The organism is Streptomyces sp. NPDC001851, assembly GCF_040297165.1.
Classification (GTDB): Bacteria; Actinomycetota; Actinomycetes; order Streptomycetales; family Streptomycetaceae; genus Streptomyces.
The window spans coordinates 15,488-36,056 of record NZ_JBEOYR010000031.1 but is presented as its reverse complement, the minus strand read 5'-3'; the positions used below and the strand labels follow the sequence as shown (position 1 = coordinate 36,056).

At 70.5% G+C, this 20,569-nt stretch carries 17 protein-coding genes; 8 read left to right on the top strand and 9 right to left on the bottom strand.

The features are described from left to right. The first annotated feature begins 77 nt into the window (after positions 1 to 77). The gene (locus ABT171_RS34285) at positions 78 to 539 is read left to right on the top strand and encodes an NUDIX domain-containing protein (protein ID WP_351250311.1); all 462 of its coding nucleotides are present in this window, start codon (positions 78 to 80) and stop codon (positions 537 to 539) included. A gap of 224 nt (positions 540 to 763) precedes the next feature. Here the strand turns inward: ABT171_RS34285 and ABT171_RS34280 are convergent, their stop codons facing one another. Next, the gene (locus ABT171_RS34280; protein WP_351250310.1) at positions 764 to 1,747 is read right to left on the bottom strand and encodes a hypothetical protein; all 984 of its coding nucleotides are present in this window, start codon (positions 1,745 to 1,747) and stop codon (positions 764 to 766) included. Positions 1,748 to 1,999: 252 nt separating this feature from the next. Here ABT171_RS34280 and ABT171_RS34275 point away from each other — a divergent pair, with 252 nt between their 5' ends. Together ABT171_RS34275 and ABT171_RS34270 are read left to right on the top strand one after the other, a co-directional pair. After that, positions 2,000 to 2,626, top strand: a complete 627-nt coding sequence (locus tag ABT171_RS34275) for a papain-like cysteine protease family protein (protein ID WP_351250309.1) — start codon at positions 2,000 to 2,002, stop codon at positions 2,624 to 2,626. A gap of 5 nt (positions 2,627 to 2,631) precedes the next feature. Continuing rightward, entirely contained in the window at positions 2,632 to 3,489 is an 858-nt protein-coding gene (locus ABT171_RS34270) for a hypothetical protein (RefSeq protein WP_351250308.1), read from the top strand. 185 nt (positions 3,490 to 3,674) lie between these two features. Here ABT171_RS34270 and ABT171_RS34265 read toward each other — a convergent pair whose 3' ends face one another. The 7 genes from ABT171_RS34265 to ABT171_RS34235 all read right to left on the bottom strand — a co-directional run bounded on the left by ABT171_RS34265 (position 3,675) and on the right by ABT171_RS34235 (position 12,690). Beyond that, positions 3,675 to 5,249: a multicopper oxidase family protein gene (locus tag ABT171_RS34265; protein ID WP_351250307.1), complete on the bottom strand. Its 1,575-nt coding sequence runs from the start codon at positions 5,247 to 5,249 to the stop codon at positions 3,675 to 3,677. Next, entirely contained in the window at positions 5,246 to 5,710 is a 465-nt protein-coding gene (locus tag ABT171_RS34260) for a hypothetical protein (protein ID WP_351250306.1), read from the bottom strand. The genes ABT171_RS34265 and ABT171_RS34260 overlap by 4 nt, the downstream gene beginning before the upstream one ends. Beyond that, complete coding sequence (locus ABT171_RS34255; RefSeq protein ID WP_351250305.1) at positions 5,703 to 6,050, bottom strand: darcynin family protein; 348 nt, start codon at positions 6,048 to 6,050, stop codon at positions 5,703 to 5,705. Before ABT171_RS34255 ends, ABT171_RS34260 begins: the two co-directional genes overlap by 8 nt. Before the next feature lie 98 nt (positions 6,051 to 6,148). Continuing rightward, entirely contained in the window at positions 6,149 to 7,849 is a 1,701-nt protein-coding gene (locus ABT171_RS34250) for a hypothetical protein (protein ID WP_351250304.1), read from the bottom strand. A 122-nt stretch (positions 7,850 to 7,971) separates the two neighbouring features. After that, a complete protein-coding gene (xdhC, locus tag ABT171_RS34245; protein ID WP_351250303.1) occupies positions 7,972 to 8,781 on the bottom strand; it encodes a xanthine dehydrogenase accessory protein XdhC in 810 nt (269 codons plus the stop codon). A 1-nt stretch (position 8,782) separates the two neighbouring features. Then, on the bottom strand, positions 8,783 to 11,230 hold the full coding sequence (xdhB, locus tag ABT171_RS34240) for a xanthine dehydrogenase molybdopterin binding subunit (RefSeq protein WP_351250302.1): 2,448 nt from the start codon (positions 11,228 to 11,230) through the stop codon (positions 8,783 to 8,785). Next, positions 11,227 to 12,690 (bottom strand): xanthine dehydrogenase small subunit, encoded by a 1,464-nt coding sequence (locus ABT171_RS34235; protein WP_351250301.1) that lies wholly within the window; start codon positions 12,688 to 12,690, stop codon positions 11,227 to 11,229. Before ABT171_RS34235 ends, xdhB begins: the two co-directional genes overlap by 4 nt. A gap of 431 nt (positions 12,691 to 13,121) precedes the next feature. Here ABT171_RS34235 and ABT171_RS34230 point away from each other — a divergent pair, with 431 nt between their 5' ends. Continuing rightward, positions 13,122 to 13,922 carry an SMI1/KNR4 family protein gene (locus ABT171_RS34230; protein ID WP_351250300.1) on the top strand — a complete coding sequence of 267 codons (801 nt, stop codon included), beginning with the start codon at positions 13,122 to 13,124 and terminating at the stop codon, positions 13,920 to 13,922. Between the two features lie 128 nt (positions 13,923 to 14,050). Then, positions 14,051 to 15,502, top strand: coding sequence for an amidase (locus tag ABT171_RS34225; protein ID WP_351250299.1), 1,452 nt, complete (start codon positions 14,051 to 14,053; stop codon positions 15,500 to 15,502). Between the two features lie 72 nt (positions 15,503 to 15,574). Here ABT171_RS34225 and ABT171_RS34220 read toward each other — a convergent pair whose 3' ends face one another. After that, positions 15,575 to 15,937 carry a transposase gene (locus ABT171_RS34220; RefSeq protein ID WP_351250298.1) on the bottom strand — a complete coding sequence of 121 codons (363 nt, stop codon included), beginning with the start codon at positions 15,935 to 15,937 and terminating at the stop codon, positions 15,575 to 15,577. Positions 15,938 to 16,635: 698 nt separating this feature from the next. Between ABT171_RS34220 and ABT171_RS34215 the strand changes: the two genes are divergently transcribed. The 3 genes from ABT171_RS34215 to ABT171_RS34205 are packed head-to-tail and all read left to right on the top strand — an operon-like array spanning position 16,636 to position 20,544. Then, positions 16,636 to 17,874 (top strand): hypothetical protein, encoded by a 1,239-nt coding sequence (locus tag ABT171_RS34215; RefSeq protein WP_351250297.1) that lies wholly within the window; start codon positions 16,636 to 16,638, stop codon positions 17,872 to 17,874. Beyond that, on the top strand, positions 17,861 to 19,978 hold the full coding sequence (locus ABT171_RS34210; protein WP_351250296.1) for a tetratricopeptide repeat protein: 2,118 nt from the start codon (positions 17,861 to 17,863) through the stop codon (positions 19,976 to 19,978). Before ABT171_RS34215 ends, ABT171_RS34210 begins: the two co-directional genes overlap by 14 nt. Further along, positions 19,975 to 20,544 carry a flavin reductase family protein gene (locus tag ABT171_RS34205; RefSeq protein WP_351250295.1) on the top strand — a complete coding sequence of 190 codons (570 nt, stop codon included), beginning with the start codon at positions 19,975 to 19,977 and terminating at the stop codon, positions 20,542 to 20,544. The genes ABT171_RS34210 and ABT171_RS34205 overlap by 4 nt, the downstream gene beginning before the upstream one ends. Positions 20,545 to 20,569 lie beyond the last annotated feature (25 nt).

Here is a 20,569-nt window from a genome sequence, read left to right as displayed (position 1 = left end):
GGCTCGTCCTGTACCAACCGGGCAGCACCTGGGTTCCTCCGATACCCGCTTGTCCCCCACCCCACCAGGACCTGACCATGCACCCTCCCTTTCCCGCCCTCACCGCTTCGGCCGGCGCGCTGTTCTCCAATGCCGACGGCGACATCCTCATCGTCAATCCGACGTACAAGGACTTCTGGAACCTCCCCGGTGGCGCCATCGACATCGACCGGAACGAAACCCCTCAGGACGCGACCGCCCGCGAGGTACGCGAGGAACTCGGCATCACACCGCCCATCGGCCGCCTGCTGGTCCACGCATGGATCAGCGTGCCCGGCCGCGGAGCGCAGGTGCTCTACGTCTTCGACGGCGGCGTTCTGAGCTCCGAGGACCAGGCCGCGATCACCCTGCAGGAGGAGGAGCTGAGCGAGTACCGCTTCTGCGCCCCGGACAGCATGGTGACCGGCGGCCTCATCCCTCCTCACCTGACCGAGGTCTGGCAGGCTGCCCTGACCGCACGTGGTGGTCAGCACCCGGAAGTGATCACGGTCCGCTTGTGAGCCCGAAAGGGCGCCCGCGGCACCGGCTCCGGATCCGGCTCGGTGGCGAAGACGGTTCCGCAGTCCCGGACGAGGCGTTGGGGTGCAGCGCCGGGCCGCGGATGCGCCCGCGCCATCACCGGCATCGCGGACACCGATCCGGCCCCGGCCATCCGCTGCTCCGGGAACCGCGGCACACGTACCCGTCCGCCGAAGGCGACGTCCTCCAGGAGACCACGGCCGCTTCAGTCCCACTCCCATGTGATGCCGAGGACCCCCGGCCGTATCTGCTGCTCCACGAGGTGGACGGAGCCATGGGCGTTCAGCGTCAGATCGGCGACCGCCTCGCGAGGGGCGGTCGCCGAGGGACGGGCGAAGCGGCGGCAGTGGACGGGCAGGGCGGCGCGGTCGAAGCCGACCTCAAGGACATACTGGCCGCCCCCGTAGGTGAAGCCGCGAACGTACTCATGGCTGGGCGCGCCGGTCCCGTCCTCGAAGCGGTATCCCAGGACGGCGGTCTCGCCGACTCTCAACCGCCCGTCGAAGAGCAGCTCGACGACGATCACCCCCGATGCGCCGTGCCGCCGGACCCGCCCGACCCGGCAGTTGCCGAGACCGCGCACCCGTACCCGTTCCGCGTCGCAGCCCGGGTCGCCGTGATAGATGGCGAGATAGCGGTCGACGCCATCGCGGTGGGCCCGTACGACGTGTTGCGAGTCACGGGCGGCGAGTTCTCGATGGGCACCGATGTGGACGTGTTCGTAGTGGATCACGGTGTGCAGCCCGCCGTCCGCCGGTGCCGCCAGGCTCGCCAGCAGCGATTCGACCGCGGCGGCGGGTTCGAGGAGGGTGCGATACGGGCGGGCCGGGGGGTGGTCGCTGGTGGCACGGGGGCCGATCAGGCGGGTGAGGGAGTGCGGGGGAAGCTCCAGGACCTCCTCAAGCGCGGTGACGGCGCGAAGGGACTCGGGCCGCTCGGGCCGCCGCACACCGCGCTGCCAGTAGCTGAGGCTGGACACACCGACACGTACGCCGCGCTGGGCGAGCCGGTGCTGCACACGGTGCAGAGCCAGTCCCCGTGCGGCAAGCGCGGCCCGGAGCGCGGCGGAGAACGGGCCGGTGCGCAGGGCTTCGGCGAGTTCGGCCTCGGGGGTGGGGCGGCGGGACGAGCCTGGGGCCGGGGCGGTGGGGCGCGGGACGGCACGTCGATCGGCGCTGTGTGCTGCCATGGGCCCCTCCCCTCCCCCCGCCCCCCTCCGACCGTTTATCGGTGAACATTCACTGCCCTGTCCTGGAACAGGGCGTTACATGCGCTGCCACGTGCTGGTACCTGCTGTGGCGTTCACAACGGTACGGGGGGAATTCACTTTGCCGCCAGCCCTGTGGATAACTTCATTGACCGAGCCCCGACAAAAGATCGATGCTGCTCTCGCAGCGTCCGGACGCGCTCCTCCACCCCCACCCTGACTGGGAGGAACGCCATGTCCCTTACTCTTCAGGGGCGTAGACGGCTGGCATCAACGGTCCTCGTGGCCGTCGCCGTCCTGACGCCCGCCCTCGTGCCTGCGGCCACCGCTCACGCGGCCCCGCACGCCGCTCCCCGGGCCGCCGCTCACCCCGCCGCTCCCGCCGCCAAGCGCCTGAACATCAGCATGCAGGCGCAGCAGAACAGCAACTGGTGCTGGGCGGCGAGCGGCAACACCATCGCGTCGTGGTTCGGGCGCGACTACACCCAGAACCAGTTCTGCGACGCCGCCTTCAACCGGCCCCAGGGCAGCACCTGCGGCAACTGGCAGGCGGCACTGGACGACGTGCAGAACGCCCTCGACTGGATGGGCATCAGCCCCGGTACGTACGTGCGCGGTTATCTGCGCTACAGCACCGTGCAGAACGAGATCAACGCCAACCGCCCCGTCGAGACGCGCATCGAGTGGAGCTCCGGGGGCGGGCACATGCATGTGCTGTACGGCTACGACACCTCCGACAACCAGGTCTACTGGGGCGACCCGTGGCCGTCCAACTACCGCTACAACTGGGCGGACTACAACTACTACGTGAGCAACGGCTCGTTCACGTGGACCCATTCGCTCTACGGGATCGGAGCGTGACCCCCATGACCCCGATCCGCACATCACCGAACCGGCACGCGCCCGCCGGCCGCAAGGCCGTCCGCAGGCCTGTCCGCAAGGGCGCGGCGGTCGTGGTGCTCGCCGCCACCACTGCGCTCGGCGCCCTCAGCCCCGCCGCCGCCCATGCTGTGGCCGCCGGCGGCTTCCCGGCGCCCTTCACCGCCGCCGACACCGCTCAGGCGCGCGAGGCGGCGTCCACTCCGGCCAGCCTGCTCACCCTCTCACGCTTCTTCGCCCGCGACGGCGCCATCGCGCGGAGCGCGGCCCGGCCGCACCTGGTCGGGCCGTCGGTGACCGTCTACTTCCTCGACCCGGGGTTCGTCGCCGGACGCCCGGGCGCCCCTGTCGCCGACCGGCAGTTCGTCGCGAGCAAGGCGGTCTGCGCGGACGGCCAGGTCGCGTCGGTGTGGACCGCGCGGACGGCGAAGGGGTGGAAGGTCGTGAACATCGCGACCGGCGGTGACGAGACCGACTACGTCAGCGAGGCGCACGGCCTCGGAACCGTCTTCCGGGAACCGCAGATCGACGCCTGGTACGTGGTGCGCGACGGCCGTGTGCTGCCTCTCGACACCGACGCGCGGCGCGCCGTGGGGAAGGGCGGTGTGACCCTGGCCGCCTACCAGCGCCTCGTACACAGGAAGTACGGCGACAAGCTCCCCGGGTCGGCCTACGACCGGGCGGGCGAGGGTGGTGGTTACGGCGGTACGGCCGCGCCCCCGCGGGCGTCCGACCCGACCGCCGGCACAGCCGTCACCGCGGGCGCCGCCGCCACGGCCGTCGCCGCCCTGCTCGGCGTCTGCTTCGGCGTCCGCCGCCTACGGCGCTCGCACCGCGTCAGCTGAGCCGCCTTCCCGGCCCCGCTCCCGTGCCCCGGGCTCACCAGGCCTGGGGCACGGGTGTTGTCCGGCGCGGCGTCCAGCACCTCGGCCCGCTGACCATCAGCCGGCGCACCAGGGGCGTCACCGTCGACGGCCGCCGGCCTGGATCGCCACCGTCCGCGGCATCGGCTTCCGGCTCACCGGCCTGATCACACGACCTGGAAGTTCGCCATCATCGCCATGTCCTCGTGCTCCAAGTTGTGGCAGTGCAGCATGTACCGGCCGCGGTAGCCGCGGAAGCGGACCAGGACGTCGACGACCTCGTACGGGCGGACGTCGACCGTGTCCTTCCAGCCGGCGTCCGTGGGCTCGGGCGTACGGCCCCCGCGCGAGAGGACCTGGAAGTGGGCCAGGTGCAGATGCACGGGGTGGTGGAAGTCGCTGGTGAACCGCCAGCGCTCCACGGTGCCCAGGCGGGGGCGGGCCAGGGTCTCCGAGGTGCTGAAGGGGCGGCCGTTGATGGTCCACGCGTCGTCGGAGCGGCGGAAGTCGAAGTGCCGGGTGGCGACGGCCGACGCGGGGTGGAGGGCGGCGTACCGGGAGAGGCGGGCGGGGATGCTGCCGGTGTCCTTCTCCTTGCGAGCGACCCGGAAGCGCATGACCTGGCGCATGCGGCCGTCCGTCAGGGTGTTGACCAGGGTGACATGGCTGCCCACCGGGCAGCCGGTGAAGTCCACGACCACGTCGAGGCGTTCGCCCGGGGCCATGGCGATGCCGGTCAGCCGCTGGGGGGCGGCCAGCAGGCCGCCATCGCTGCCGATCTGCACGAAGGGCAGCGCGCTGCCGTCCTCCCGGCGCAGCACCAAGTGGTAGCGGCGGGCGTTGGAGGCGTTGAGCAGGCGGAGGCGGTGCCGGGTCGCGGAGACCTCGGCCTCGGGCCAGGGTGCGCCGTTCACGAGCTGTACGTCGCCGAGGACGCCGTCCATGTAGGCCTGTTCGACTCCGGGGGTGCCGGTGCAGGACGGCGAGTTGCCGGGGTAGCGGAAGGAGCCGTCCTCCTCGAAGGAGCGGTCGCAGAGCATCAGGGGGATGTCCCGTTCGCCGCCGGGCAGCGGCAGGGCGTCCTCCTCCTGGTCGTGGACGAGGAGCATCCCGGCCAGGCCGCGCCAGACCTGTGGGGCGCTGAAGTCCATGCGGTGGTCGTGGTACCAGAGTGTCGTGGCCCGCTGGTCCATCGGGTACTCGTAGGTCTTGTAGCCCTCCGAGACCGTCCAGTCGGACGCGGGGGCGTGCATGCCCGCGTTGCCGTGCGTCATGCCCCGGGACTTGAACTCGGCGCCGCACTGCGCGGGCACCAGCACATCGGTGGGGTAGCCGTCGGAGTGCGGTGGGGTGACGCCTCCGTGGAGGTGGAGGGACGTGGGTACGCGCAGCTTGTTGAGCACGCGTACGTGCATCCGGCGGCCCGAGCGGGCGGTGAAGGTGGGACCGGGGAAGACGCCGTCGTAGCCCCAGATCGTCGTCTTCAGACCGGGGATGATCTCCACGGCCGCCTCGCGCTGGGTGAGGTCGTAGAAGTCGGTGCCGTCGGCGCTGCGGGTGGGGCGGGCGCGTGGCGGTACGGGCAGGGGCACCGCGAACTGCCGGGGCGGACGGATCCTGCTGGGCAGGACGGTTCCGGTGCGCTCGCCCTCCCACTGCTCGTACGCCACCGCCCCGGCGGGTATGGCGAGGCCGGCCGTGGCACCCGCCGAGAGCCCGATGAATCGTCGACGCGAGCTCACCGGCCCTCTCCTTTCGCGTGCTGGTACGTGCACGCCCAGCAGGACAGCGCCACGCCGACCCCGAACACGCCCAGCGCCAGCGGTACATGGCCGCCCAGCATCCGGGCCGCGCCCAGCCCCATCTGCGCGCCGACGAGCACGACCAGGCCCACCGTGAGCGCGAAGGGCCAGGCCGGCCCGCGCATCGAGCGCCACACCAGCAGCGCGGCTACGGCCTCGACGAGGACCAGCACGGCAAGCACCTGCGCGTTGGCCGCGTGCAGATCGAGGAAACGCACGTCACCGGTGATGAACAGCCCGGCCAGGGCTGCCTGGAGCAGGGTGTCGAACACGAACAGCAGTGAGGTGGCGCGCAGCAGGGTGAGGGGCCAGGTACGGGGCCGGTCCGAGAGCGCACCGGACGGCGGCTCCGCCGTCGGCCCGGGGCGTTGGACCACTGCCTCGGCGGAGGTGTCAGCCATGCGTCGCCTCGCCGCCGGTCTGTGCCTCGAACGCCTGGAACCCGGCCTCGACGCCCATGAAGATGTCGTTCATGACCAGATAGCCCTGCGCGATCAGCGGCGAGTCACGCAACTCCTCGATGAGGAAGTAGTACGCCTGGAGGTCTTCGGTCTCCAGGAGCGCGAAGTCGGAGAACGCTGTGGTGAACGCCTCCGCGTCGAAGAAGCGAGCCGAGACGCGGTCCGCGTACTTGGCGAACGCGGGGTGGATATGAGTTGCCGCCATGGTGTTGCGCTCCTCGCGGGAGAGCGCCAGCCAGGCGGGGGTGAACGTGTAGGTCAGGATGATCGTCGTCTTCACGGCAGTGCCCCCGTTGTCGTAAACGGCGTTAGTTTACGACGTCACACGCTGGGGAAAGGCCGAGGGCAGGCCTGGAGGGTGCCCGCGACGAGGCACCGTCAGCATGCTCCGTGGTCTTCCGGGCAGCAACCGCCTCCGTCGGCCGTGTCCGTGACCGCGCCGAGGCGGCAGAAGCAGGACGCCTCGATCGGCACGTCCGCCATGGCGAGGGCGATCTTCAGCTTCTGGGCCACGAGTTGTGCCTCTCCCGTCTTGCCCAGCCGGACCAGGCACTCGTGCAGGCCGTGCAGGGCCCAGACGTTGTCGGGGTGCTGCGCCGCGCGGGGCAGGGTGTCGTCGAGTCCCAGGTCGGCCCGGTAGACCGCCTCGGCCTCCGCGACGTGACCCCGTTCCAGGAGCAGGGCGCCGTAGGCGTGCCGGGTGGGCTGCATCCATCCCCAGGGCTCGTCGTAGGGAAGGTTGTCATCCAGTTCGATCGACCGCTTGAGCGCGGCGAAGGCGGTGTCATGGTCGCCCTTGCGGTAGGCGAGTTCACCGTCGAGCATCGCCGACGCGATCGCCAGGATGTCGGCACAGGTGTTGTTGAACAGCGTGCGTGTCTCCGGTACCCGGGCGACCGCCTCGCCGAACAGCCGGCGTTCGGCCTCGGCCTCGGCGGTCTGGCCGGTGGCCGCGAACGCGACGCCTCGGGCGTAGCGCAGCATCGCGGTGCTCACGCTGTAGAGCTCCGGGTCGGCGGGCATGGGCGTCCGCAGGATGTCGTTCCAGCGGCCGAAGCGGATCAGTACGTGGACCCGCATGGCGAGGAAGCCCTCCAGCCAGTCAGCCATGGGCGGGCTCTGCACGCGCAGCAGTTCCCCGGGGATGGACGCCTCCAGCTGGGCAGCCGCCTGCAGAGCGGTCCGGCACTGGCCGAGGAACATCGCGCCGTAGATCTTGAAATGGTGGTTGTGCGACCGGTACAGGGTGTAGAAGTTCATGGCGCCGGCCCGCGCGTGGAACTTCTCGTCGGCGACGATCGCGGCGTCGTTGTCCGTCACCACTCGCCGGTAGTCGCCGCAGAGCACCTCGATGTGTGACGGCATGTGCTGCAGGTGGCCGGCGTCGGGCACGAGGCCGCGCAGCCGGTCGGCGACGGGCAGGGCGGCTTCGGGCGTCGGGGACATCTCCATGAGGTGGATGTACATGTGCAGGATGCCGGGGTGTTCCGCCCCGGCATCTGTCGCGACCGCCCGGTCCAGGACTGCCTTGGCTTCGAGTGTGCGGGCGCCTTCGGCGGGCTCGCCGGTCCGCAGGTTCCACAGCTGCCAGGGAGTGAGGTTCATCAGCGCGTCGGCGTACAGGGTGGTGATGTCGAGGTCGTCGGGAGCGATGGCGTGGACGGCGCGCATGCTGTCGGCGTACGGCGCGTTCCACACGGAGCAGTCGTCGACGGCCTGCGCCTGGGGGTAGCGGGCGCGCAGCGCGCCGATCAGGGCTCGTTCGACGGGCGTGGCGCGGGCTTCCGCCTTTTCGTGGGCGAGTTCCACGGCGGCGTGGGTGCGTGCGACGGTGCGTGCCAGGTCCTGCTCGTCGAAGGAGCCCCACGGCTTGTTGTAGTTGGGGCCGAGTGCGTAGGCGATGCCCCAGTACGCCATGGCACAGCCGGGGTCGGCGGCCGCGGCGGCCTCGAAGCAGGAGACGGCTTCCTCGTGGTGGAAGGCGTACGTCCAGAGCAGTCCGCGGTCGAACCAGAGTTGTGCCTCGGGCGAGGACGTGGTCACCGGGCGGCTGTACGTGCCGAGATCGTAATAGTCCATGCATCGTCCCTCATCGTCCGACCGCGCTGACTACGCACAGCGTGTACCGAGCAGCGTAGAGGGCGGCCCCGCCCGTGGTCGTCCGCGCGGGCGCGGGGCAGCCTGTCCGGTCCGATGGGGGATCAGTTCTTCTCGGTTTCGAAGGTGAGGAGCAGATCGGCGGCGACGCTCACGGCGATGGTCGCGGGTTCCTTGCCCGTGATGTCGGCCAGCCCGATCGGAGTCTTGATCCGGTCGATGGTGGTCTCGTCGTGACCGCCCTCGGTGGCGAGGCGTTTGCGGAACCGCGCCCACTTGGCCGCCGACCCGATCAGCCCGATGGATCCGAGATGGGTGGTGCGCAGGGCGGCGTCACACAGGGCGGCGTCCTCGGCATGATCATGGGTCATGATCAGGATGTGGGTGCCGCGCGGCAGTTCCTCCAGCACCTCCTCGGGCAGCAGTGGCGTGTGGTGCACGTGCACCTGCGCCACCGCGTCCGCCAGCACGTCGAGCCGGTCCTCGGCGAGGACGTCGGAGCGTGTGTCGATCAGATGGAGGTCGAGGTCCTGACGTGCGAGGATGCGCGCCAGTTCCAGTCCGACGTGCCCGACGCCGAAGATCGCCACCGCCTGTACCACCGGCAGCGGTTCGAGCAACACCGAGACCGTACCGCCGCAGCACTGCACGCCGTGCTGGTTGGTCACCTTGTCGTTGAGGGCGAAATCGATCAGCTCCGGCTCCGGCTTGGACGCGGCGATCATCTCCCGGGCCCGGTCGATCGCGACGGCCTCGACATTGCCGCCGCCGATCGAGCCCCATGTCTCGGTGTGCCCCACGACGAGTTTCGCGCCGGCGTCGCGTGGGGCATGACCGCGCACGGTCGCGACGGTCACCAGCACGCCGGACTCCCGGCGTGCCCGCAACCGTGCGACCGCGGCGATCCATGTCATGTCAGGCACCGTTCAGCGCTTTGGCGTCGGTCCGGACCGTGCCGTTGGCGGCGTGCCCGTGTCCGGTCTGGCCGCGTGCGGCAGCCCCGTGGCCGGCGTGACCGTTCCGGGAGGCATCGCCCTGGCGAGCCGCCTGGATCGCCCAGTACACCGCCTCCGGAGTGGCGGGCGAGGCCAGGTCGACACTGACCCCGTCCGGCCCGAACGCGGCGGTGGCCTGCCGCAGTGCCTCGCGCACCGAGAACGCCAGCATCAGGGGAGGCTCGCCCACCGCCTTGGAGCCGTAGACCGCGCCCTCCTCGGTGGCGTTCTCCAGCAGTGTGACGTTGAACTCCTCGGGCATCTCCGAGAAGCTCGGCAGCTTGTAGGTGCTGGCGGCCTGGGTGAGCAGTCGGCCGCGGTTCGGCCCGTCACCGGTGTCCCAGCGCAGGTCCTCCAGGGTCAGCCAGCCCGCGCCCTGTACGAAACCGCCCTCGACCTGACCGATGTCGATCATCGGGGAGAGGCTGTCGCCGACATCGTGCACGATGTCCACCCGCCGGATGCGGTATGCGCCGGTGAAGCCGTCGACCTCCACCTCGGTCGCGGCGGCGCCGTGGGCGAAGTACTTGAACGGCGAGCCCCGGAACGTCTTCGCGTCCCAGTGCAGCCCCTCGGTGCGGTAGAAACCGGACGCCGACAACTGGACTCGCTGGAAGTACGCGGTGCGCACCAGGTCGTCCCAGGCCAGCTCCTTGTCGTTGCCGAGGGCGCGCGCGACGCCCTCGACGATGCGCACGTCCGAGGCGTTCGCGCCGAGCTGGGTGGCGGCCACCTGCAGCAGCCGCTCGCGCAACTGCTCGCAGGCGTTCTTCACCGCCCCGCCGTTGAGATCGGCGCCGGAACTGGCGGCGGTGGCGGAGGTGTTGGGCACCTTGTCGGTGCGCGTGGGGGCCAGCCGGACCTTGTGCAGCGGGATGCCCAGCGTGGTCGCGGCCACCTGCAGCATCTTGGTGTGCAGGCCCTGGCCCATCTCGGTGCCGCCGTGGTTGATCAGGACGGAGCCGTCCTTGTAGATCAGCACCAGCGCGCCGCCCTGGTTGAAGGCGGTGAGGTTGAACGAGATGCCGAACTTGATGCCGGTGATCGCGAGTGCCCGCTTGGTGTGGGGGTGCGCGGCGTTGAAGGCGGCGATCTCGCGTTGGCGGTCGGCGACACCGGCGGCGTCCTGAACCTGCTGCCAGACGGTGGAGATGCGTTCGGGCTGCGTGACGGGCTGTCCGTACGGCGTCGTCTGGCCCTGGCCCGGCTGGTAGAAGTTGCGTTCCCGCAGCTCCATGGGATCCAGGCCGAGCAACGGCGCGCAGCGGCCCAGGATGTCCTCGATCACCAGCATGCCCTGCGGTCCGCCGAAGCCGCGGAAGGCGGTGTTGGAGACCGTGTTGGTCCTGGCGATACGACCGGCGACGCGCGCGTGGGGAATCCAGTAGGTGTTGTCGATGTGGCACAGCGCCCGGGCCAGCACCGGCTCGGAGAGGTCCAGGCTCCAGCCGCCGTCCGCGACCAGGGTGGCGTCCAGGGCCTGGATACGGCCGTCCGTGTCGAAGCCGATCTTCCACGTGGCGTGGAACCCGTGCCGCTTTCCGGACATCGTCAGGTCCTGGGTCCGGTTGAGCCGGAACCGCACCGGCCGGCCGGTCAGCTTGGCGCCGAGCGCGGCGACGGCCGCGAAGCCGTGCGGCTGCATCTCCTTGCCGCCGAAGCCGCCGCCCATCCGCAGGCACTGCACGGTCACCTCGTGGGCGGGCACCCCGAGCACGTGCGAGACGATCTCCTGCGTCTCCGACGGGTGCTGGGTGCTGCTCTGGATGAACACCTGGCCGTTCTCGTCGACCTGGGCCAGCGCCGCGTGTGTCTCAAGGTAGAAGTGCTCCTGACCGGAGAACTGGAACTCCCCGGTGAACACGTGCGCGGAGTCGGCGAAGCCCGCGTCGATGTCGCCGTGCACCATCACGGGCTGGGCTCCGTGATAGCTGCCCGCCGCGATCGCCTCCTGCAGCGTGACCAGGGAGGGCAGTTCGTCGAGCTCCACCTCGACGGCCTCCGCGCCGAGCCGGGCCGCTTCCAGGGTCTCGCCCAGCACCCAGGCGACCGCATGGCCGTAGAACATGACCTCGTCGGGGAACAGCGGTTCGTCGTGCTTCATCCCGGCGTCGTTGACGCCGGGCACGTCGGCACCGGTCAGGACGCGGACCACGCCGGGCACGGCGAGGGCGGGCTCGGTGCGCAGGGCGGTGATCCGGCCGTGGGCCTTCATGACCTGGACCGGGTAGGCGTGCAGCACGTCCTTGGTGCGATGGACCAGGTCGTCGGTGTAGAGCGCGGTGCCGGTGACGTGCAGGCCGGCGCTCTCGTGCGGCATCGAAACGCCGACGACGGGCTTTTCGGGGCGCTGGGACAGATGGCTCATGACGGCACCGCCTCGGTGGTCTGCGCGTACAGCTTCAGCAGGCTCTGGCCGAGCATCGCGGAGCGGTAGCCGGCGCTGGCCCGGTGGTCGTTCATCGGCGTGCCCTGGGCCTGCAGCACCTGGGCCGCGGCCTCGGCCGTCTCCGCCGACCACGGCCTGCCCTCCAGGGCGGCCTCGGTGGCGAGGGCGCGGATCGGGGTGGCGGCGACGCCGCCCAGGCCGATGCGCGCCTTGCGGACGACTCCGTCCTCGATGTCGAGTGCGAAGGCGACCGCCACGCTGGAGATGTCGTCGAAGCGCCGCTTGGCGATCTTGTGGAAGGCCACGACCGGCGACAGCGGCAGCGGGATGCGCACCGCGCGGATCAGCTCGCCGGGCCTGCGCACGCTCTGCCGGTAGCCGGTGAAGTAGTCCGCCAGCGGGACCTCGCGCTCACCGTCGGCGTCGGCGAGCACCACCGACGCCTCCAGCGCGAGCAGTACGGGCGGGCTGTCACCGATGGGGGAGCCGGTACCCAGGTTGCCGCCGAAGGTCGCACTGTTGCGGATGAGCCGGGATGCGAACTGGGGGAAGAGTTCCGCCAGCAGCGGGACGCTGCCGTCGAGGCGGCGTTCGATCTCGGTGAGCGTCAGCGCGGCCCCGATCTCGATGTGGTCCGATGCCGCCCGCAGCTCCCGCAGTTCGGGCAGCCGGTCGATGGCGACCACGCAATCCGCCCGCCGGGAGCGGATGTTCACCTCGACGCCCCAGTCGGTGGAGCCGGCGACCACCACGGCGTCGGGCCGCTCGCGCAGCAATCGGAGCGTCTCGGCCAGGGTGCTCTTCCGCAGGAACGCGCTGTCGTCCTGGGTGTATTCGGTGGCCACCGGTGCGGGCGGGGACTGGTCGCGACGCTGTGCGAGCGGGTCCTCTTCGGAGGGCGTACCGACGGCGAACGCGGCATCGCGAATCGGGCGGTAGCCGGTGCAGCGGCACAGGTTTCCGCTCAGCGCGTGCAGATCAAAGCCGTTCGGGCCGTGCTCGGCGTCGGTGCCGCCGGCGGAGTCCGCATGCGCGCAGCGGTTCGGCCGGTAGTACTCGGCGGCCATGCTGCAGATGAATCCCGGTGTGCAGTAACCGCACTGGGAGCCGCCACGGACCGCCATCTCCTCCTGCACCGGGTGCAAGGTGGGCGGCGTGCCGGGCTCCCCCGCGGTGGCGAGACCCTCGGAGGTGATGATCTCCTGACCGTCGAGCGCCGCGACCGGGACGAGGCAGGCGTTGACCGCCACCCAGTCGGTGGGCTTGTTCACTCCGGGACGGGCCACCAGGACCGAACAGGCGCCGCATTCACCCTCGGCACAGCCCTCCTTGGTGCCGGTGAGGCCGCGCTCGCGCAGGAAATCGAGCGCTGTGGTGTGCGGCGCAGCCGGTGAGATCGGTGTTTCTTTCCCGTTGACCGTGATCCGCGCCGCTACCATGACGGGCCTTCGTTCCGGTGTGTGGTGGGTCGGTTCATCATGTTCGCCAATTTCAGGCAGCTTTCTGTGTTCAGACGCGCCAGGTCGGAGAAGCAGGCGCAAAAAGGCACGCGACAGCGACGTGTCGGAAGGTGGTGACGGGAATCCCCGAATGTGCCACGGACAGGCACATGAGAACGGCGTGCTCAGCAGCCGTGCGCGATCCGACCCGGAACCCAGACCGTGCGCTGGGCGAGGCGACCGAGATCAGAGCTGGTGTTCATCCGCTGGTCGCCCCCTTTCGGTAGTGATGGATCGGCTACCGCAAATTAGTGGCTGCCGCCACCGAGGTCAAGAGGTCGACGTCGGGCTCTTTGGGAACCGGTCGGACGCTGCCCGGGCCTCTGCTGCCGCCGTGGCCGCTGTCAGTGCGGTGCGCTTCACTGTCCGCCATGGAGCTCACGCAAGCGACCGTCAACGACCTGCTGGCCCGGCTGGGCCCGGGAGACGGCTACATGTACCTGCCCGGCGACCTGGAACCGCAGGCTCTGACCGACCTGCTCGCCGACAGGTACGGCGCACCGCGCACCCTCGTCCTCGACGGTTTCACCGATCCGGCGGTCGACGATTCCAGGGGCGCGGCTCTCCTCGTTCCCTTCGAGGACCGGGCCGTGAGGATACGGGCCTGGGCATACGGGGATCAGTGGGTCGGAGCCGGTACGGCGCGAGACGCCGAAGGGGTCGAGCGGCCGGTGCTGGTGGTCGCTCACAGGGAGGTGCCAGAACCTTGGGCGGTCGCTCCGGACGAGGACGAGGAGGTCGACTGGATGGAGCGGCTCCGGCAGATCACCGGCTGGACGCAGCCCGCCCAGCGGCCGGACGTGGACTGGACGGAGGTGGAGTCGCGTCTGGGCACCGCGCTGCCGAGCGACTACAAGCGCATGGTCGAGACGTTCGGCGTGGGCGCCTTCGACGGATACCTGGACCTGGACCAGGAGCCGTGGACGGGTCTCGGGGACGGGCTGCTCATCTGGGCGGGCACGGAGCACGAGGACCTGTACTGCTGGCGGGCCGACGGCGACGACCCCGACCGTTGGCCCGTCGTGGTCCGGTCCGTCGACAACAAGGACGTCACCTTCGACTGCCAGGCCGCGGAGTTCGTCTGCCGCATCCTCGTCGACCCGCACCACCCGTTCACGATGGCCCGCTATTTCGACACCCACTGGTTCATGAACCACCGGATGAGCGACTGACCGAACCCGCGCCGCCATCGGCATCCGCACCCAGGCCGGCCGTGCCCCATCATGTGCATGAGACCGCCAACTCCCTTGTACAAAGCGGCATTTCATGACCTGTCCCAGAGGCCGGTACGGTCGGGTACATGGAGTGGACTTTCCAGACGGCCGAACGACTCGTGGCTGCCCTGCGTGCCGGTGAAGTGACCTCGGAGGAACTGACCGACGAGGCGATCGCCCGTATCGAGCGGGACGACAAGGCGATCAACGCGATCTGTGTGCCGGACTTCGACCGCGCGCGGGCCGCCGCGCGCGGTGCCGACCAGGCGCGCGCCCGCGGTGAGGACCGGCCGCTGCTCGGCGTCCCGGTGACGGTCAAGGAGTCCTACAACATCGCCGGGTTGCCCACGACTTGGGGCATGCCGGCGCACCGGGACCACATGCCGGCCGAGGACGCGGTGCAGGTGTCGCGGCTCAAGGCCGCGGGCGCGGTGGTGCTCGGTAAGACCAATGTGCCCTTGGGACTGCAGGATGTGCAGAGCTTCAACGAGATCTACGGCACCACCAGCAACCCGTGGGACCACGGGCGCACGCCGGGTGGCTCCTCCGGCGGATCCGCGGCCGCCCTGGCGTGCGGATTCGGTGCGCTGTCCATCGGCTCCGACATCGGCGGTTCGTTGCGCACCCCCGCGCATTTCTGCGGTGTCTACGCACACAAGCCGACGCTCGGGCTGGCGGCGACCCGCGGTATGGTCCCGCCGGCCGCGCCGGCGTTGCCGGCCGACCTCGACCTCGCCGTCGTCGGTCCGATGGCGCGTAGTGCCCGCGACCTCACGCTCCTGCTCGATGTCATGGCCGGACCGGACCCGCTGACGCTCGGTGTGGCGCACGACCTGAGGCTGCCGCCCGCACGCCACGAGCGGCTCCGCGACTTCCGGGTCCTGGTCCTCGACGACCATCCGCTGATTCCGACCGGGTCCGCTGTGCGGGCGGGCGTGAACCGGGTGGCCGACACGCTTGCCGACGGCGGCGCCCGCGTCGCGCGGCACAGTCCGCTGCTGCCGGATCTGACCGAAGCCGCGCTGATCTACACGCAGTTGCTGTTTTCGAGCTCCGCCGCACGCTTTCCCGTCGAAGTGTACGAGCAGTTGCGGTCCCACGCCGCCGGGCTGAGCGACGACGACCGGAGTCTCGACGCGGCGCGGCTGCGGGGCATGGTGCTCAGCCACCGCGACTGGATCGAGGCGGACAGCCGTCGCGAGCTCCACCGTCACGGCTGGCGGCAGCTCTTCGCCGAGTTCGACGCCGTGGTGTGTCCCGTCACGCCCACTCCCGCGTTCCCGCACGACCACCAGCCCGATCCGCGAGAGCGCCGGATCGACATCGACGGGGTCGAGTACCCGTACCTCGACCAGCTCGTCTGGGCCGGTCTGGCCACCATGCCCGGTCTGCCCGCCACCGCCGTGCCGGCGGGCCGGTCCCCCGAGGGTCTGCCGGTGGGGGTGCAGCTCATCGGTCCGATGTTCGAGGACCGCACCCCGCTGCGGCTGGCTGAACTGCTTGAGCAGCGGATCGGCGGCTTCCGGACACCGAGGTAGGAGGCGCACTGCGGCGGCCGAGACCGGCGCGACCGGCTTGACGACCCTGACCGGCATCTCATGTGGTGGGCGTCAGCAAGGTTCGGCGGAGGTGCGTGCCACCGCTCGCTCGCGGGCTGCGGCGACGACGTCGGCGATCCACACCTCGTCCGCGTGCCCGGCCGCGGCGTCCTCCAGGCGGCCCCAGAGAGACACACGAGTCCAGGCGATGAAGCGACGGTGCGCAGTGGCGGGCGAGACTCCCGACCACGGCGGTAACTGCCGCCACGTGCAGCCCGACGTGAGGACGTAGACCACCGCGGTGAAGGTCTGTCTCTCGTTCAGCGGCGCCGTGCCGCCACCCTGCCGGCGTCCCGTGAAGCCGGGCAGCAGTGGCTCGACCAGCCGCCACATCCCGTCCGGCACCAGCCTTCGGGCCAGCTCGCATTTCATCATGACCCCCCAATTCAGCGCACGGATTTCCCCATTCCGCCCGCCCTGCCTAAAGCAATATCCGCGCAGCCACGTGAGACAAGGATTCACGTGATCCCCATGACGGCAACCGCGTTCGACTCGCCGACTATGGCCTTCCCGGGAGTACTTGTCCACCACCGCCGACATTCATGACTGAACGCTTGATTCCCCTTGATGAGCAGGGAGCGGACGCCCTCGACGACGGTCACAGCGACCCCGTCCAAGCCGTTGACATGCCTGTCCCGCAGGATGTAAATCTGTCGAGCGTCGAATCAGGGCGCGAATCCTGGTGGGGCGAACAAGGTCGTTCTGCGCAGCATCACAAAAGAAAGGCAGGCGTCTTGCCGGCCCACCACCAGGGCCGTTCATCCATTGCGCAAGCGAATTAATGCGCGGAATTCACGCGTTAATCATGGTCGTGGTGTTTCTTCTCGCCCAAGAGCACCCGAGGCATCGGGTACGCCGTCCGGATCCCCGGCGGCGCTGTGCACCACTTCGCAGAGAAGGAGATCCCCATGAAGAAGATCGCCGTGCGCAAGGCCGGGACCGTCCGCCTGACATCCGCCGCCGCGTCCGCGTACTGCTGCGGCACCAACAACGCCTGATCCCAGGCAGGTGCGCGCCGGGCCATGCCGCCCGGCGCGCACCGCACACCGGCCGCCAGACAGCGAGGTGAGGCAGTGACGACACCGCCGTCCAGGAATTTCGACGAACCCGTACGGCTGCACCCGCTCACCTATCTCGACGAGGGCGACGAAGTCACCGTCGGCCGCGCCGACATCGATTCCTACGGCCTCTTTCCGCCCGACGGTGCCGCACTGCTGCGCCGCCTGGAGGGCGGCACACCGCCGAACGCCGCGGCGCGGTGGTACACCGAGCAGTACGGCGAACAGGTGGACATGGCGGAGTTCCTCGACGTCCTCGACGAGCTCGAACTCGTGGTCAAGGACGGAGAGGACGTGCCCGCCGCAGCGGGCCCGGTGCGCTGGCAACGACTCGGCCGTGCCGTCTTCTCCCCGGTCGCCTGGGGCGTCTACGGCCTGACCGTACTCGCCGCGCTCGCGGTCATGATCAGGCAGCCCCACTTGGCACCGCACTACCAGAACTTGTTCTTCACCCGGCGGTCTCTGGTACTGCTCACCCTCGGCATCGTCCTCGGCCAGGTGCCGTGGATTCTGCTGCACGAGGCCGCCCACGCCCTCGCGGGGCGGCGCCTGGGCCTGAACTCCACCCTGTCGATCAGCCGGCGGTTCTACTACGTGGTCTTCGTGACCGCCCTGGACGGCCTGGTCGCCGTACCGCGCCGCAAGCGCTACCTGCCGATGCTCGCCGGCATGATCACCGACGTCCTGGTCGTCAGCGGCCTGACCCTCGTGGCCGCGGCCCTGCAGGGCACCGGCGGTGCCACGGCCGTCGTACGGCGGCTGCTGCTGTCGATGGCCTTCGCGGTCGTACTCCGGCTGGTGTGGCAGTTCTACTTCTTCCTGCGTACCGACCTGTACTACCTCGCCATCACCGTGCTCGGCTGCAACGACCTGCAGACCACCGCCCGCCAGATGCTGCGCAACCGCCTCATGCGGCTGTGGGGCAAACCCGAGCGCATGGTGGACGAGAGCAGTTGGGGCGAGCGAGACCGGCGGATCGCCCGCTGGTACTCGTGGCTGATGGTGGCCGGCTACGTCTTCCTCACCGTCACCCTGCTCACCGCCGCGGTCCCCACCGGAATACGCCTCACCGAGGTCGCCGTGCACAAGCTCGGCAGCGATCTCTCACCGGCCAACGCGGCGGACGTGCTGACGTTCCTCGTCCTCAACTTCTGGGAGCCGGTCTTCGCCGCCTACCTGGCACTCCGTGCTTGGCGGCGCCGCACCCGCACCGCCGCCACCACCGCAAAGGAGACCGCACATGCAGCAGGCTGACTGCGCGCCGCCCGCCCACCTTGGGCTCTGGGGCGGCACACGGCACGACCGGGCCGCAGCCCTCGACGGCCTCCCGCTGCCACCCCTGTGCCTGCCTCCGGTCGACGCCCACCGCCGGCTGCGCGGCCCCTACACCGCCGCCGGCACCATCGCCCGGGCCCTGGTCCCCGACGTACTCGCCGCCGATCCCGGACTCGTGCGCCGACATGACATCGAACTTCTCTCGGTGGCACCCGAGTTGGCGGCCATGGTGCCGAACTCGCGGGAGACGTTGACGTCCATGGCGCTGCCCGCCGAGCGTACCCGCTTCTACGCCCGGCTTCGCACCCGGCGGATCGCCAACGGGCTGGTGGAGTTCGTCCGCGACGCGCTGCCCGCGCTCGGCCACGACGGGCCGCGGCGCCTGGTGGTGGAGAACGCCGAGCACGCCGAGACGACGGACGAGGAGTTCCTCGCCGCGCTGGTGCGCCGCGTCGGTCCCGGCACACTGACCGTCGTCCTGTGCGGCGCGGGTATCCCGGCTGCCGGCGGCGTCCTGGCCCCCGCACTCGACCGCCACACCACGGCCGTGCCCGTGACCGAGGCCGCAGCCGCCCCGGCGAGCGGCATGGACGAGCCCGCATGGCACTGGGTCGCCTCCGACGGACTGCTCGACGGCCCCGACGGCACGGCCGCCCGCACCGCCTACGAAGCCCTGCCCGCCGCCGAGCGTGCCGCCCTCCACGACCGCCGGGCCACGCACCTGCGCCGTACCGCGGAGCTGTCGCTCACCCTCGGTGCACTGCCGTACCACCTTGAGCGCGGCAGCGACCCGGTGAGCGAGGCCGTGCCCGCCCTGTGGGCCGCGTCGGACCACTGCCTCGTCAACGGTTTCTACACCGCCGTCGTCGACTACGGCCGACGCGGCCAGCACCTGGTCGACGGCCGGCAGGACACCGCGCAATGGTGGAAGTTCGGCGTGCAGCTCGGTCTCGCCCTGTCCATGCTCAGCCGGACGAAAGAGGCGGAGGCCGTCTACGACGAGGCGCGGCTGCTGTCGACCGACCCGGCGGTGCACATGGCGTGTGCCTACTCCACCGCCATGCTGTACACACGCCACAACGACCCCGCCGACCGGGACGAGAAGAAGGCCAAGTCGCTCCTCAACGGCGCCATCGCCACGGCATCCTTGCTGCACGACCGAGTGGAGCAGGCCTTTCAGAGCGCCTTCTACAAGAACGGTCGCGCCCTGGTGGAGGTCAACCTCGGCGATCCCGAGGAGGCGCTGCGCCTGGTCACCGAGTGCATCGACGACCTGGACCGGCGGCTGACCCCGGACGAACACCGTCTGCACCGCTCGGTGCTCAAGAACAACCGGGCCCGGGTGTACGCGGGCCTGGGACGGCTGGACGAGGCGCTCGCCGACTACGCCGTCGTCATCGACCAGGACCCCAACCATGCCGAGCACTACCTGGAACGCGGCAACCTGCTGCGCAGGCTCGGCCGCGGCGACGAGGCACTCGCCGACTACTCGCGCGCACTGAGCCTGTCGCCCCCCTTCCCGGAGATCTACTACAACCGCGGCGACCTGAGGCTGAGCGAGGGCGATGTGGCCGGGGCGCTCGCCGACTTCAGCTATGTGATCGAGCAGGACCCCGAGTTCGTGGACGCGTACGTCAACCGCGCGGGTATCCACCTCGGGGCCGGTGACCTGGCCGCCGCGCTCCAGGATGCCCGGGCCGGGCTGCGGCTCGACCCCGCCAACGCCCATCTGCACACCGCCGTCGGACAGGCGCTCGCGGAGGGCGGCGACCTCGCCGGGGCCGAAGCCGCCTACGACCGGGCGGTGGAGGCCGATACGACCCTGGTGAGCGCCCTGTCCGGCCGTGCGGGAGTGCGCTACGAGGCTGGGCGCCTGCAGGACGCCCTGGATGATCTGTTCCGGGCCGTCGAACTCGATCCGAAGGACGCCGCGTTGCGCTACAACCGCGCCTTCCTCCTCCAGGAGAGCGGCAGGCGGCTGGAAGCCCTGGAGGACTTGGAACTCGCCGCCGTACTCGACCCGGAGGACGCGGAGATCGCCGAGGCGCTGGCCTCGTTGCGTGGACGGCTGGACAGCGCGTGAAGGTGTCACCCGACGCGGCGGTGACCGCCGAGGACCCTGCGGGGCCGGCTGAGCTGCGGTGTGCCGCCCCGGCCGGCCCCGGCTCGCGTGCGCTGCGCGACGTCCTCGGCCGATACGCGACCGGAGTCACCGTGATCACCTGCGTGGGCCCGCGGGGCGCCCCGGTCGGTGTCACGGTCAACTCCTTCACCTCCGTGTCGCTCGACCCGCCCCTGGTCCTGTGGTGTCTCGCGCTGTCCTCCCACAGCCGGCCCGCGTTCACGGATGCCGAGCACTTCGCGGTCAATGTGCTCGCGGCCGATCAGTGTGAGCTGGCATCCCGTTTCGCCGGGCCCGGCCGGCGGTTCCAGGGACTGGCCACGGAGTCCGGACCGCACGGTGAGCCACTGATACCGGGGGCGGCGGCGACGCTGTGCTGCCGCCGCGTCCGCCTCCTCCCGGCCGGTGACCACATGGTGGTACTGGGCACCGTGCACCACCACGCGCGTACGGCACACCGTGTCCTCCTCTTCGCCGACGGCGCCTATCACGAGGGCCCGCCGGGGAACCTCGCACGATCAGGCTGAACCGCCGGCCTCCGTTCCGGGCGGC